Genomic DNA, 14,081 nt, shown 5'->3' with positions numbered 1-14,081 from the left:
TTCAGAGATGTGTAGTCAGAATCATTTGCTTGGCCAAAGTGCCTTCCGATAAACCTTAACAAGATTGCCGATCATTTGATCCATTGACCAATGCTCTGCCCCCCACGCTTTAGCCGCAGCTCCCATACTGGTACGAAATTCATCATGAGCCAGAAGATGCTCAAGGTGGGAGGCTAACATATTTACATCCCCCACGGATGAGACAAGGCCTGTCACTTCGTGCTGGACCATTTCCGGCAGCCCTCCCGCATTGGAAACAACAACAGGCAATCCTGATACCTGGGCCTCCATCACTGAAAAAGGCTGGTTATCCTGAATGCTTGGGTGTACAAAGATATCTGCCTGCTGCAGCAGAGCCGGAATATCCGTCCGATGGCCGAGAAACATAACATCCCCACTGACTCCGGCACGAATTGCCTGTTTCATCAGCTCCTCTTTCTTGTCCCCTTCCCCTATGATCCAGCACACCCAGTCGCTGCGGTGCTGCTTCAGGAGCTGCAGGGCGGATATGAGGAAATGAAGCCCTTTAATATAAACCAGACGTGCAGGACAAATAATCACTTTTTTTCCGGGAGGAGCGGCCAGATCGGTGCCTCGGGCACTGACAGACCAGAATTGGTCGGTGTCCAGACCGTATTGGAAGGTGCTGATTTGCTGTTCGGGAACCACGAAATTCTGCATAAGAATGTTCTTCATCCAAGTGGTCGAAGTTATCGTTACATCCGCGGCAGCAGACCCGTAATGCTCCAGAGCCCAGTAGTATTTCCACACCGGCGTTTCCCGGTATCTGGGGTCCTGATTCCGTTGCAATAAAAGCATAACTTCGCTTGCAAGTGAGCCATGAATGTTGGCAACCAAGGCTGTATGTTTGCTTTTCACCCGGCTCAATGCAAGCGCTGAGATAACATCCTGTGCATGAATAACATCATAATGTTCCAGCCCAAAATAAGCCGCGGACAGCTCCATACAGTACCGGTCCAGCTCGACACTGCGAACCCAGGGATCCATATTCAGCAGGGGAGCCACATTCTCATTAAGCTTTCTTTCCAGCATGGGAAGTATGAACTCCTTGCTCAGTTCCCTCTGCTGGTTGACAATATGATATTTAGGAGTATCCGGCCCATTCCCAAACAGATCGACGGTATGCCCGAGTCGCTCCAATCCGCGCTTGACCTGCAGCATGAACGGCCAGACCCCGCCCAAATGGGGAATCGGCCAGTACGTTGCCATCAAAATATTCAATTGCCCTTCACTCCCTTTCTGAAAGATGCCCGCTGATAAGCCTTAAGGTACCTCCCGATCATGCGATCCAATGACCAATGTTCTGTCCCCCACACTTTAGCCGTCTCCCCCAGATGGGCACGAACTTCATCATGTGCCAGAAGAAACTCAAGATGGGAGGCTAATGTATTTACGTCTCCTACATCAGAGACGAGACCCGTAATTTCATGCTGAACCATTTCCGGCAGCCCCCCGGCATTGGACACTACAGCCGGCAGCCCCGAAACTTGAGCCTCCATCACCGAAAAAGGCATGTTGTCCTGAATGCTTGGGTGTACAAAGATATCTGCCTGCTGCAGCAAGGCAGGAACATCCTCGCGCTGTCCGAGGAACACAACATCTTCACCGATTCCCGCCGCCAACGCCTGCTGCACTAGCTCCTCCTTCTTGTCCCCTTCCCCTGCGATCCAGCATACCCAGTCGCTCCGGCGCTGCTTCAGCAGCTGCAGAGCGGAGATGAGGAAATGCAACCCTTTAATATGCACCAGTCGGGCAGGACAAATCATCACCTTTTTTCCATAAGGAGAGGTTATATCGGTGCCTTGGGCGCAAACGGACCGGAATTGATCGGTGTCCAAGCCGTTTGGGATAGTGCTGACTTGCTGTTCGGGAACCGCAAAATCCTGCACAAGAATATTCTTCAACCAATTAGTAGGAGTTATGGTTACATCCGCGGCTGCAGCTCCATCATGCTCCAAAGCCCAGTAATATTTCCACACCGGCGATTCCCGGTATCCGGGATCCTGCTGCCAAAACATGTATTCTCTGGCAAGCGAGCCGTGGATGGTGGCAACCAGGGCTGTATGCTTGCTTTTCACTCTGCTCATGGCAAGCGTTGAGATGATATCCTGCGTATGAATGATATCGTAATGGTCCAATCCGAAATAAGCCGCGGACAGCTCCATACAGTGCCGGTCAAGCTCAAGGTGGCGCACCCAGGAATCCATCTGCAACAGGGGAGCTGCCGTCTCATTAAGCTTTCTTTCCAGCACAGGAAAGACGAGATCCTTGCTCAGTTCCCTCCCCTGGTTGACCATATGATATTTAGAACGATCCGGTGTATTCCCAAACAGGTCGACGGTATGCCCAAGCTGCTCCAGTTCGCGCTTCATCTGCAGCATAAACGGCCAGACCCCGCCTAAATGGGGGATCGGCCAGTACATTGCCAGCAAAATATTCAATAAACCCTCACTCCCTGTCTGAAAGGTTTAATTTTATCCAGGTGCAGTCAAGTGTCCCTATTAGCAAACGGTTATGTTATTTGCGTTCTTCCAGCAAAACCGACAGAATCCTCTGATCGGGCAAGGTATACTCTTCAGGTAGCCCCATATTGATTTTGTTCCAGATGCTGTATTCCACATACAGATCCGGATGTGACTGCTCGACAGCGAATATCCTGTTGTATAAATCGCTAATCACTTGAACCCTCATCGTACTCCTCCTTTTTCTTTCACCTTCTCTGAAGTCTGCTGATAAACCTGAAGATACCTTCCGATCATAAGATCCTTTGACCAATGTTCTGTCCCCCACGCTTTAGCCGCAGCTCCCATTCTGGCACGTACTTCATCATCAGCAAGAAGATACTCAAGATGGGAGGCTAACGTTTTTATATCCCCCACGGATGAGACAAAACCTGTAACTTCATGCTGAACCATTTCCGGGAGCCCCCCGGCATTGGACACCGCAGCGGGCAATCCCGATACCTGGGCCTCCATCACCGAAAAAGGCATGTTATCCTGAATACTGGGATGCACGAAGATATCAGCCTGTTGAAGTAAAGCAGGAACATCCTTCCGATGCCCGAGAAACACGATATCTTCACCGATTCCGGCCGCAAAGGCCTCCTGGATCAGTTCCTCTTTCTTCTCCCCGTCCCCTGCGATCCAGCACACCCAGTCGCTACGGCGCCGCTTCAGCAGCTGCAGGGCGGCTATAAGGTAACTCAGGCCCTTGATATACGTCAGACGGGCAGGACAAATAATAACCTTTTTTCCGGGAGGAGCGGCTACATCGGTGCCTTGGGCGGAGACAGACCAGAAGTGATCGGTATCCAGGCCGTATGGGAAGGTGCTGATTTGCTGTTCGGGAACCTCGAACTCCTGCACAAGAATGTTTCTCATCCAGTTGGTCGAAGTTATCGTTACATCCGCGGCAGTAGCTCCGTAATGCTCCATAGCCCAGTAATATTTCCACATCGGCGACTCCCGGTCCTGATGCCCAAGCATGACTTCCTTTGCAAGCGAACCGTGGATATTGGCAACTAAGGGTACATGTTTTCTTTTCACCCTGCTCATGGCAAGTGTTGAGACGACATCCTGTGTATGAATAAGGTCGTAATGGTCGATCCCGAAATAGGCCGCGGATAGTTCCATACAGTACCGGTCCAGCTCGGCATGGTGGATCCAGGCATCCACATTCAGCGGAGAAGCAACCTTATCATTAAGATTTCTTTCCAGCATCGGAAGGAGGAATTCCTTCCTCAGTTCCCTCCCCTGGTTGACAATATGATATTTGGTGCCATCCGACGCATTCCCTAACAGATCAACGGTATGCCCGCGCTGCTCCAGTCCGTGCTTGATCTGAAGCATGAAGGGCCAAACCCCGCCCAGAAGGGGAATCGGCCAGAACGTTGCCAGTAAAATATTCAATGATCGTCACTCCTGTCTGAAAGATAACCTGGCCCGCTCAGGAAAAATCCAACGCAATTGCGGCGCAGTATTGTTCCCTTTCCTACCTTTTGCTTCGCCTGTCCCTTATGCCTGCTCTGACACCCTTTGATATACCTGAAGATATCTTCCGATCATTTGATCCATTGACCAATGCTCTGTCCCCCACGCTCTTGCCGCCGCTCCCATTCTGGTACGAACTTCATCGTGAGCCAGAAGGAACTCAAGATGGGAGGCTAACGTTTTTAGATCCCCGACGGATGAGACAAGACCTGTAACTTCATGCTGGACCATTTCCGGCAGCCCTCCGGCATCGGACACCACAGCGGGCAATCCCGATACCTGGGCCTCCATCACTGAAAAAGGCATGTTATCCTGAATGCTGGGATGCACAAAGATATCAGCCTGCTGAAGCAGGGCAGGAACATCCCCCCGATTCCCGAGAAAAATGACATCTTCACCGACTCCCGCCGCAAACGCCTGCTGTATCAGTTCCTCTCGCTTGTCCCCGTCCCCTGCGATCCAGCACACCCAATCACTTCGGCGCTGCTTCAGCAGTTGCAGAGCGGAGATGAGAAAATGCAGCCCTTTAATATGCACCAAACGGGCAGGACAAATAATAACTTTTTTTCCGGGAGGAGTAGCTATATCGGTGCCTTGGGCGGAGACGGACCAGAATCGATCGGTGTCCAGACCGTATTGGAAGGTGCTGATTTGCTGCTCGGGAACCGCAAAATCCTGCACAAGAATGTTCTTCATCCAGTTGGTTGAAGTTATCGTTACATCCGCGGCAAGAGCTCCGTAATGCTCCATAGCCCAATAATATTTCCACGCTGGCGATTCCCGGTATCCGGGATCCTGATCCAGTCCCAGCAAAAGCATGACTTCTCTTGCAAGCGAGCCATGGATGTTGGCAACCAAGGCGGTATGTTTGCTTTTCACCCTGCTCATGGCAAGCGTTGAGATAACTTCCTGTGTATGAATAATGTCGTAATGCTGCAACCCGAAATAAGCTGCGGACAACTCCATGCAGTACCGGTCCAGCTCGGCTATGCTAACCCAGGAATCCATATGCAGCGGGGGAACCGCCGTCTTACTAAGCTTTCTTTCCAGCACAGGAAAGATGAACTTCTTGTCCAGTTCCCTCCCCTGGTTGACAATATGATACTTAGGATTCTCCGGCCCATTTCCAAACAGATCGACGGTATGCCCGAGCTGCTCCAGTCTGTGCTTGATCTGCTCCATAAATGGCCAAACCCCTCCCACGTGGGGAATCGGCCAATACGTTGCCAGTAAAATATTCAATAGATCATCACACTCCCTGTCCGTAAGATCACACCGACCCGCTCAGGAAAAATCAAACGCAAATGCGGCGCAAGATTTCCTGAAAGCGGGCGGTAAAGGCAATGTTATTTACGATCTTCCAGCATAACTGACAGAATTCTATGATCGGGCAAGGTATACTCTTCTGGAAGTCCCATATTGATCCTGTTCCAGATGCTATATTCTACATACAGATCCGGGTGTGACTGCTGAACAGCAAAGATCCTGTTGTATAAATCACTGATCACCTGAACTCTCATGACGTTCCTCCCTTTCCCTTCGCATGTCCCTCGCTCGTATTCTGACGACTCAGCATCTGGCTGAAGCCCTCTGATAAGCTGAAAGATATCTTCCGATCATCAGATCCATTGACCAATGTTCTGTTCCCCACACTTTTGCTGCCGCTCCCATACTGGCACGAACTTCATCATGAGCCAGTAGATATTCAAGATGAGAGGCTAACGCATTGACATCCCCTACAGATGAGACGAGGCCTGTGACTTCATGCTGAACCATTTCCGGGAGCCCCCCGGCATCCGACACCACAGCGGGCAATCCCGAAACTTGAGCTTCCATCACCGAAAAAGGCATGTTATCCTGAATGCTGGGAAGCACAATGATATCAGCCTGCTGAAGCAAGGCTGGAACATCCTCCCGATGCCCGAGAAAAATGACATCTTCACCAATTCCCGCCGCCAACGCCTCCTGCGTCAGTTCCTCCTTCTTGTCCCCGTCTCCTGCGATCCAGCACACCCAGTCGCTACGGCGCTGCTTCAGCAGCTGCAGAGCAGACATGAGGAAACTCAAGCCCTTGATATACGTCAGACGGGCAGGACAAATAATAACCTTTTTTCCGGGAGGAGCGGTTATATCGGTGCCTTTGGCGCAGTCGGACCAGAATTTATCGAAGTCCAGACCGTTCTGGATGGTGCTGATCTTCTGATCGGGAACCTCAAAATCCTGTACAAGAATGTTCTTTAACCAGTTGCTTGGAGTTATCGTTACATCTGCGGCAGCAGCGCCATAATGCTCCAAAGCCCAGTAGTATTTCCACATCGGCAACTCCCGGTCCTGAAATTCAAGCATGAACTCCCTTGCAACCGAGCCATGGATGGTGGCAACCAAGGGCGTACGTTTTCTTTTCACCCTACTCATTACAAGCGTTGAGAGGATATCCTGTGTATGAATCAGATCGTAATGATCCAGCCCGAAATAAGCCGCGGACAGCTCCATGCAGTATCGGTCCAGTTCGGCTGTTCGAACCCAGGAATCAACATGCAGCAGAGGAGCCTCAGTCTCATTAAGCCTTCTTTCCAGTACAGGCAGGATGAATTCCTTTCCCAGTTCCTTCCCCTGGTTGACAAAATGATATTTGGTACCGTCCGGCGATTTCCCAAACAGATCGACGGTATGACCGAACTGCTCCAGTCCGTGCTTGATCTGAAGCATAAACGGCCAGACCCCGCCCAAATGGGGAATCCCCCAGAACGTTGCCAGCAAAATATTCAATAGGCCACCCTCCTGTCTGTAAGACAACCTGACCTGCTTAGGAAAAATCATGCGCAAATGCGGCGCAGCATTTCCTGAAAGCGGGGTTGGTAACGGGACTGTACCTGCTCATATTCCAGTTTGATCTTATCCGAGTGCAGTCGTGTGCCCATATTGCTATGCACGCGGTAATTCGTCAAAGCCTGATCCAGGTACATGGTGAAGTGACCTCCGAGCAGAACACGGTACCACATATCCAGGTCATGCGTGTAAGGAAGGGACTCATCGAACAAGCCAATACGATCAAACAGCTCCTTTTTGAACATGACTGTACATCCGTTCACCGGGTTGGCCGTGGCAAAGCACTCCAGAAATTGCCGGGTGGAGAGAAACGGCTCGCCCGCACGCGGCTGAGATAATCCGCCATGGCCATCGATGTAATTAAAATTGGTATGGGAGATGAATGAATTAAATTGAAGCATAAAATGAACCTGTTTATTGATTTTATCGGGGTGGAAGATGTCATCAGAGCTTAGCCAGGCGATATAATCTCCGGTTGCATGGCGAATTCCGTGGTTTAATGCGCTGGCTGTGCCGCCGTTAGGCTTGCCAAGATAGTGAATATATTGGAGGTAAGGCGACACCCTCTCCTTATGACTTGTCGACCCGTCGTCCACAAGGATCACTTCAATCGGCCAATAACTCTGATTCAATGCACTATCCAAAGCCTGCTCAACGTAATTGCAGTTATAAAACGGAATAATGATCGATACCTTCGGTCTGGATGTCATATCTCTCCTTCCTCTCTGTTTCGAAAATAATCCAGGCAATCGGCCAGCGATTGGTGTAGTGGAATGGACGGGCTCCAGCCCCCAGCCTCAAGCCACTCCGCCCGCTGCGGCTGTCCTGGGGCTGCTTCCTCGTTCTGCCCCCATTCGATTTCAGCCTGTCGACCGCTTCCAGACAGGGAAAGCATGTGATCGACCACGGTGCCAAGCTCTTGTTCCGTTCCCGAGCATACCGGATAGACTTTCCCGCTCTCTCCCTGCTCCAGCAGTAGCTGATAAGCCCGCAGCGCATCGCGGACATCCAGGAAATCGCGGACCGCCTTTCGTGAAGAGACACGGAAAGGACCTGCGGAGCCATTCCGCTCGGAACGGACAATATGGCGGGCCAGCAGAGCGCAAAATCCGGTGGATGGACCAGGACCGATCAGATTAGAGGACTCCGCCGTCACGACCTCCTGCTTGAAGAGCGCGGCCCAGGACCGGGCTGCAGCCTGCTGCAGCCCTTTGCTGAGACCGTAGGGGTGGATAACTCGCTCAGGCGCATCGAGCGGAGCCTTTATCCTGGACCCGGCCACCAGAATTCTGCATTGTGGAAGCTGACGCAGCGCATCAAGCAGATATACCGTCCCCATCACATTGGCTTCCATAAAGCGAACAGGATGCTCCCAGGATTCGGACACCGCATTTTTGCCGCCAAGGTGAAGGACATAATCCGGCTTGAGACTGGCAACAAGCTCCCGCAGATGCTGATGATCCAAGAGATCGCACTGGAAATAGACTACATTATCCAAGCCTTCGGGTTGGGCCCGGGACTCGCGAACGAGTCCCGCCACGTTCATTCCGATCGAAGCAAAATGAAGACAAGCGTTTATGCCAGTAAATCCGGAAGCACCTGTAATGAGGATGACTGGCTTTTTTGGGAATTTCTTATCCATGAATGTAATTCCTCCAGCATTTCGCGATAGTCGGGAACAACATATTTCATGTCCCGGCGCGTAGACCGCAGCGTCCGGTCCTGTACAGGGACATCCACAGGAATAATGGTCACATCTTTTTTGTCCCAAATTTGCTGCATCAGCTGCAGCAGATCATGCTTGCTCACTGGCTGCGGGCATGCCAGGTGAACGAGGCCGGACAGCCCCTGCTTCATGAAGGCATCTATGGCCTTGGCCAGCTCAAGTGTAGTCACTCCGTTCCACATGACCTGCCGGTATCCGGTAACTTCGCCTTTTTGCTGCATAAACCATTGAAACAGGCCAATGCCGCCTTCCCGGATTTCCGGACCGATAATGGATGTCCGTATCGTCAGATGCCCGCCCTCTACAACTTCTCCAAGTGCCTTCGTTACTGCGTAGACACTGGTTCCATTCGGCCGATCCCGTTCTTTGTATCCTCCGCGGGTGCCGGAGAACACACAATCCGAGCTGATATGAACAAGCTTCGCACCGACGAGATCGGCTGCTTTACGCAGCCGATTCGGCAGAATGCCGTTGATCTCGTAGGCTCTTACCTTGTCTTTCTCAGCAAACTGGTTTAGTACGCCTACCGCGTTAATAATGACAGACGGACGTACGGTCTGAATGATGGACTCCACCATGCCGAAATCCGAGGCATCCAGCAGCAGGCCATCCGGATCTCCCGGGTCGCGTGTCGTATAATATACGCGATGCTCTTCCTGCTGTCTGAAATATTGAACCAGCATATGCCCGGCCATTCCGTTTCCGCCAAAAACGAGAATGTTCATTGGAGAAAGCCTCCCTGCCGCAGAATGGCCCGAATCTCTTCTTTGGACATCAAATTATGCTCTGAACTGAAGCTGCTGAACGTGACCGGAGGGCAATGCTGATAACGCTCTTTAAGACCCGGTATATTCAGCGTAGGCAGGATAACCAGATACTGGTCATCGTACACAACGGTTGTCAGACTTTCGAAATCGCTCATCAGAATTTCATGAATTTTCTCGCCAGGGCGCACTCCTTTTTCAACAATTTGAACATTCTCCACACCCGAATCTTCAATTAACACCTGAGCCAGATCAATGATCCTGCACGTCGGCATGGTAATGACAAAGATTTCTCCCCCCACACTCTCGATGGAAGCCTTGAAGAGAAGAGATATGGCATCACGCAGTGTAAAAAAGAAACGGGTCATATTCATATCAGTGATGGATATAACACCTTTCTGGCGAATCTGGCTTTTGAACAGATGAACGACGCTTCCGTTGGTGCCAAGCACATTGCCGCCCCGTACCGTGACAAATTTGGTCGGGCCGTTAAGCAGGTTGGCATAGACAATCAGCTTTTCGCCGATGGCTTTGGTCATTCCATAGAAGTTCGAGGGGTTGGCCGCTTTGTCGGTTGAAATGTAGATGACCTTTTCCACCTTATTGGCCAGCGCTGCCTCGATTACGTTCTGCGTGCCTACAACGTTCGTTTTAAGAGCTTCGTAGGGCTGATCTTCACATACAGGCACATGCTTTAACGCCGCCAGGTGATAGACATAATCCACTCCCTGGCAGGCCGCCATCAGGGCTTCTCTGTCCCGGATATCGCCGATACAGAAGCTGAGCCGGCTGTCCTCGAAGTGCCTGTTCATCGCAACCTGGCTTGACTCACCACGAGAGAACACGATGATCTCACGCGGCTCAAACTGCAGCAGCTGCGCAACCAGCTCATACCCCCAGGAACCCGTGCCACCAGTTACCAGAATTCGTTTATTTTTAAACATGCTTTTTCCCCCCAAGCAAATATTTGACCACTTTATCGGAAACATCTTCGGCCAGGTATCCGGCTGGACACTGCCAGCCTTTGTTCATCTCCGTCATCAGCACCGCAGCACGTTCGATGGCAGGTCCGTCAAGACCTGACACGATATTGCTGCCGCAATCCACCGTTTCCGGCCTTTCTGTCGTCCGGCGCATCGTGACCGTCGGCACCTGCAGAATACAGCACTCCTCCTGCACGGTTCCGCTATCGGTCAGCGCACACCGCGCATGACGCTCCAGATGAACAAAATCGAAGAAACCGAATGGCTCATGCAACTCAATTAGCGGATGCAGGCTGATGTCCGGAGCGGCTGCAATTCTTGCGGCCGTGCGGGGATGAAGGCTGCAGATGATTCGCTGTCCGAACCTTTCTGCAACCCTGTGTAGCCCCTCCAGAATCGCCTTGAGATGAGGAGCATGATCCACATTTTCCGCACGGTGTGCAGTAACCAGAAAATAGTCGTTCTTGGAGAGTCCCAGCTTTGTCAATATATCGCTGCCATTGATTTGGGGCTCGTAGTGCTTCATGACTTCATTTATCGGATTCCCCGTGAGGACAATCCGCTGCACGGGAAAACCTTCGCGAAGCAGGTGCTGTTTGCTTTGCTCCGTGTAAGGCATATTGATGCTCGATATGGCGTCGATGACCCTTCTGTTCTTCTCCTCGGGCACATCCAGGTCGAAGCAGCGGTTCCCGGCTTCCATATGCACCACGGGAAAGCCCAGCCGTTCGGCCAGCACAGCGCATAACGCGCTGTTCGTATCTCCCAGCAGCAGAACACGGTCCGGCTGCTCCCGCAGCAAGATCTCCTCCATCTGAGAGAACATGGCGGACAATTGTGAGCCAAGGCTTCCCGCTTTCTCCTGCAGCACATAATCCGGGGTGCGAAGGCCCAACTCACGAAAGAACTGCCCGCTCAGACTTTCGGTGTAGTTCTGCCCGGTGTGCACGAGCACATGCTTCCCAGCCCATCGGTCTAATTTCCGAATAACCAGGCTGAGACGGATAATTTCAGGCCTTGTACCCAGAATCGTCAGTATTTTCATCTCCCAGCACCCTTTCTGCGTGAGCCGGCTGAGCCGGTTTTCATTCTGCGCCTCCTTGTAAGTCTCAGTTTGCGTCTTCCGCCCTTGATCCGCTTGGGAAGCCTGCGATGGCGCCTGGCCGAAAGACGGTTCCTTTTTTTGCCACGCCGGGTGATGCGGAGGATTAACCGTACTCTCCTGCGGGGACGTGCCGGACCTCCGGTACGCCGTTTCCTCATAGCAGTATCAGGGGATGGTTCAGCTCCCTGCCCCTCTGCAATCAGCGGGGGCTCTTCTGCCTCCGGCGGAGGACCGTGTCCCCCCGGGATGATCTCAGCCTCCCCTTCTGACCGCTGCGGAGAAAACCATTCCGGCCGTTCGTTCATCCAGCGCTCAACTGTACCTCTTAATTTGACTTGATAAGCCTCAAGCCCGTAAATCCGGTCTGCCTCCTGCCGGTTCCGCCAGCCAATCGCTCTGCATTCCTCCGGGTTATTGATAAATCGGGACACGCGAGCCACCAGGCCATCGCTGTTCCCGGGCTCAACCAGGAATTCCGCATTGCCCGTCTGGTGCATCAACTCGGCCAATCCGCCCTGGGCGAAGGCAACGACCGGTCTGCCATACATCAGCCCCTCAAGTGCGGTAAGTCCGAAGCCTTCTTCCACCATGCTCGGCACCACTACAGCATCCATCACGCCGTACACCGCCGTAAGGGAGTCTTCAAAAGCAGTCAGCACAAACCTTTTGCTATACCTTGATTTCCGGATCATCGCAATGCACTGTGAATAATAGACGGAGTCGGACGGTTTTCCGATAATCCAGAACCGGCACTGGGGATAGATTTTGCACAGCTTTATGGCCATTTCAACAAAGTGCAGCAGACCCTTGGCCTCGTAAATAAATGAAGAGATATATCCTACACAAAAATGGGAACCCTTCAGCCCCAACTGAGCTCTTTTCTTCTCTCTGACAACGCTCAACTTTTCCAGATCCGCCGCGGTAATGCTTCGCGAGGGCTCGATCACGCTTGTTTTTTCTTCCGCCAATCCTTGCCTTAGAGGGATGAGCACCGTATTCGATATCCCGATGACCCAGTCGCTGTATCGATCGATCAGCCGAACCGCTTCAGCGGTATGCGCATTGATTCTGATCATTTCCGTGATCTTCCACACAACCGGAATCCCAAGAGCTTTTGCTGCAATAGCAGGCAGGACATTCACACAGGTATTTGTCAAAATCAAATCGGGCCGAACAGCTTTGATCAAGTTAACAATTTTCTCAAAATAAGGATCATCTTTTAACTTCTCAACCTCATGCTCCAATCCCTCATATGGTGTGTACATGTTGTAGATCAGCGGAAAGATTTGAACCTCGACAGCGATTCCCCTTTTCCTCGCTTCCGCCGTGATTTTCCCTTCATCCGGTGCGACCAGCACACATTCAAAATAAGCGGACATTTCCTGACAGAAGCGCAGGAGCAGCCTTTCGGCGCCCGTGATTGTAAAGGCGTTACTGACATGGCTGAACAGCATCATACGGGGTTTAATTGCCATCGGCCTCCTTTCTCCAGCTTCAATTCAGCGTCTTCATTATGGAAACAGGATGGACAGCATCTGATGAAGCCTGTGGGCATACGTATGCTCCTTCAAGGTCCGTTCGAGGCCTCTCAGCGCAATCTCCTGGCGCTCCTTCTCATGCGTGAGATAGTATTCGACCTTCTCTATCAGCTCCTGTGGTGTGGTATAGGTTTCGATCTCATTTCCCGCCTTATAGAAACGAGCCATGTCGTCCCGCGCATCCGTGAGCTGAAAGGCTGAAGCCGCGCAAATTTCAAAACTTCTCGGATTGGGAGAAGCCGCCGGAATTTTCAAATTTGAATTATTGTTCACGGAATCATCCAAATGTGAGCGATGCAAGTTAATGACAATTTTGGTGCCGTTGTAAACCTGATTCGTCTCTTCCGGATCATGCCATTTATTGACCTCAATTCTATCGGCGTACATTTGGTAGTTCTCGATCCGGTCCCACCAGAGGCCGTTAATTCCCGTATTGTAGGACATCAACTGCGGCATGATGGGGTTCATGAAGTAGACGCGGCTCCAGTATGCAGACCCTGTGAAGTTAACATCCCTCCGCACGATGGACGGGGCTGTCAAAGGTAAGTAATGGCTCCTGTAAGCTGCAAAGGGTAAATAGTGCACAGAGGAGCAGCCCAACTTGCGGTAAAGATCAATACAATTCATCTCCAGCGTGAAGATATCATCAAAATGGGGGGCCATTTTGGCTGTAATATCGGTATAGTAGGGATCGTCTGTCAGCCATACCGCGGTCCGTATTCCTTTTTTACGAATTTCATCCACCTGATTTACCGGCAGCTCCATTCCATCCAGCACCAATACCAGGTCAGGTTTGAGTTGTGCTGCGATATCGGCAACCTGCTGGCGCGGATCCGCAAGCGTCACCTGATGCACCATGTCCTGCAGCGTTGCATGAATCGCCTGATCAATCGGTGAATAAGGATACTGCTTGCCGGAGGACACGTACAAAATGTGAAGCGGGCGTTTTGGAAACTTTGCTTCGATTCGGGCCGCAACGGCATTCGCTCTCCCCCTGAGATATCCTTCTTCATAGCCGGCATGCGCCCCACGTTCACGACCTTTGTTGTAGGAGACAGCCGCAGCCAATGAATTTACATTTACCGGTTGCTGCTCTTCCATGCAGTTCACTCCTGTTCGTTGGGAT

General features: G+C 51.7%; 14 protein-coding genes. All 14 read right to left on the bottom strand.

Annotated elements, in window-relative coordinates; all coding sequences use genetic code 11:
* Window positions 1-21: 21 nt before the first annotated feature.
* On the bottom strand, window positions 22-1,242 hold the full coding sequence (locus tag ACI1P2_RS18860) for a glycosyltransferase family 4 protein (protein ID WP_355321469.1): 1,221 nt from the start codon (window positions 1,240-1,242) through the stop codon (window positions 22-24).
* Window positions 1,239-2,462 (bottom strand): glycosyltransferase family 4 protein, encoded by a 1,224-nt coding sequence (locus tag ACI1P2_RS18855; RefSeq protein ID WP_355321467.1) that lies wholly within the window; start codon window positions 2,460-2,462, stop codon window positions 1,239-1,241. The genes ACI1P2_RS18860 and ACI1P2_RS18855 overlap by 4 nt, the downstream gene beginning before the upstream one ends.
* Window positions 2,463-2,538: 76 nt before the next feature.
* Entirely contained in the window at window positions 2,539-2,712 is a 174-nt protein-coding gene (locus ACI1P2_RS18850; protein ID WP_355321465.1) for a hypothetical protein, read from the bottom strand.
* Window positions 2,709-3,929, bottom strand: a complete 1,221-nt coding sequence (locus ACI1P2_RS18845; protein WP_355321463.1) for a glycosyltransferase family 4 protein — start codon at window positions 3,927-3,929, stop codon at window positions 2,709-2,711. Before ACI1P2_RS18845 ends, ACI1P2_RS18850 begins: the two co-directional genes overlap by 4 nt.
* 105 nt (window positions 3,930-4,034) lie before the next feature.
* Complete coding sequence (locus ACI1P2_RS18840) at window positions 4,035-5,252, bottom strand: glycosyltransferase family 4 protein (protein ID WP_355321461.1); 1,218 nt, start codon at window positions 5,250-5,252, stop codon at window positions 4,035-4,037.
* A 104-nt stretch (window positions 5,253-5,356) separates the two neighbouring features.
* Entirely contained in the window at window positions 5,357-5,530 is a 174-nt protein-coding gene (locus ACI1P2_RS18835; protein WP_355321459.1) for a hypothetical protein, read from the bottom strand.
* Window positions 5,531-5,579: 49 nt separating this feature from the next.
* The gene (locus ACI1P2_RS18830) at window positions 5,580-6,779 is read right to left on the bottom strand and encodes a glycosyltransferase family 4 protein (protein WP_355321457.1); all 1,200 of its coding nucleotides are present in this window, start codon (window positions 6,777-6,779) and stop codon (window positions 5,580-5,582) included.
* A gap of 47 nt (window positions 6,780-6,826) precedes the next feature.
* Window positions 6,827-7,549: a glycosyltransferase gene (locus ACI1P2_RS18825; RefSeq protein WP_355321455.1), complete on the bottom strand. Its 723-nt coding sequence runs from the start codon at window positions 7,547-7,549 to the stop codon at window positions 6,827-6,829.
* Window positions 7,546-8,481 carry an NAD-dependent epimerase/dehydratase family protein gene (locus ACI1P2_RS18820; protein ID WP_355321453.1) on the bottom strand — a complete coding sequence of 312 codons (936 nt, stop codon included), beginning with the start codon at window positions 8,479-8,481 and terminating at the stop codon, window positions 7,546-7,548. The genes ACI1P2_RS18825 and ACI1P2_RS18820 overlap by 4 nt, the downstream gene beginning before the upstream one ends.
* Window positions 8,415-9,290, bottom strand: a complete 876-nt coding sequence (locus ACI1P2_RS18815; RefSeq protein ID WP_355321451.1) for an SDR family oxidoreductase — start codon at window positions 9,288-9,290, stop codon at window positions 8,415-8,417. The genes ACI1P2_RS18820 and ACI1P2_RS18815 overlap by 67 nt, the downstream gene beginning before the upstream one ends.
* Complete coding sequence (locus ACI1P2_RS18810; RefSeq protein WP_355321449.1) at window positions 9,287-10,273, bottom strand: polysaccharide biosynthesis protein; 987 nt, start codon at window positions 10,271-10,273, stop codon at window positions 9,287-9,289. The genes ACI1P2_RS18815 and ACI1P2_RS18810 overlap by 4 nt, the downstream gene beginning before the upstream one ends.
* Entirely contained in the window at window positions 10,266-11,357 is a 1,092-nt protein-coding gene (gene wecB, locus ACI1P2_RS18805) for a non-hydrolyzing UDP-N-acetylglucosamine 2-epimerase (RefSeq protein WP_355321447.1), read from the bottom strand. Before wecB ends, ACI1P2_RS18810 begins: the two co-directional genes overlap by 8 nt.
* On the bottom strand, window positions 11,354-12,892 hold the full coding sequence (locus ACI1P2_RS18800) for a glycosyltransferase (protein WP_355321445.1): 1,539 nt from the start codon (window positions 12,890-12,892) through the stop codon (window positions 11,354-11,356). Before ACI1P2_RS18800 ends, wecB begins: the two co-directional genes overlap by 4 nt.
* 36 nt (window positions 12,893-12,928) lie before the next feature.
* A complete protein-coding gene (locus ACI1P2_RS18795; RefSeq protein ID WP_355321443.1) occupies window positions 12,929-14,056 on the bottom strand; it encodes a CgeB family protein in 1,128 nt (375 codons plus the stop codon).
* Window positions 14,057-14,081: the final 25 nt, after the last annotated feature.

The organism is Paenibacillus jiangxiensis (assembly GCF_046098255.1).
Classification (GTDB): Bacteria; Bacillota; Bacilli; order Paenibacillales; family Paenibacillaceae; genus Paenibacillus; species Paenibacillus jiagnxiensis.
This window is presented reverse-complemented; position numbering and strand designations above follow the sequence as displayed.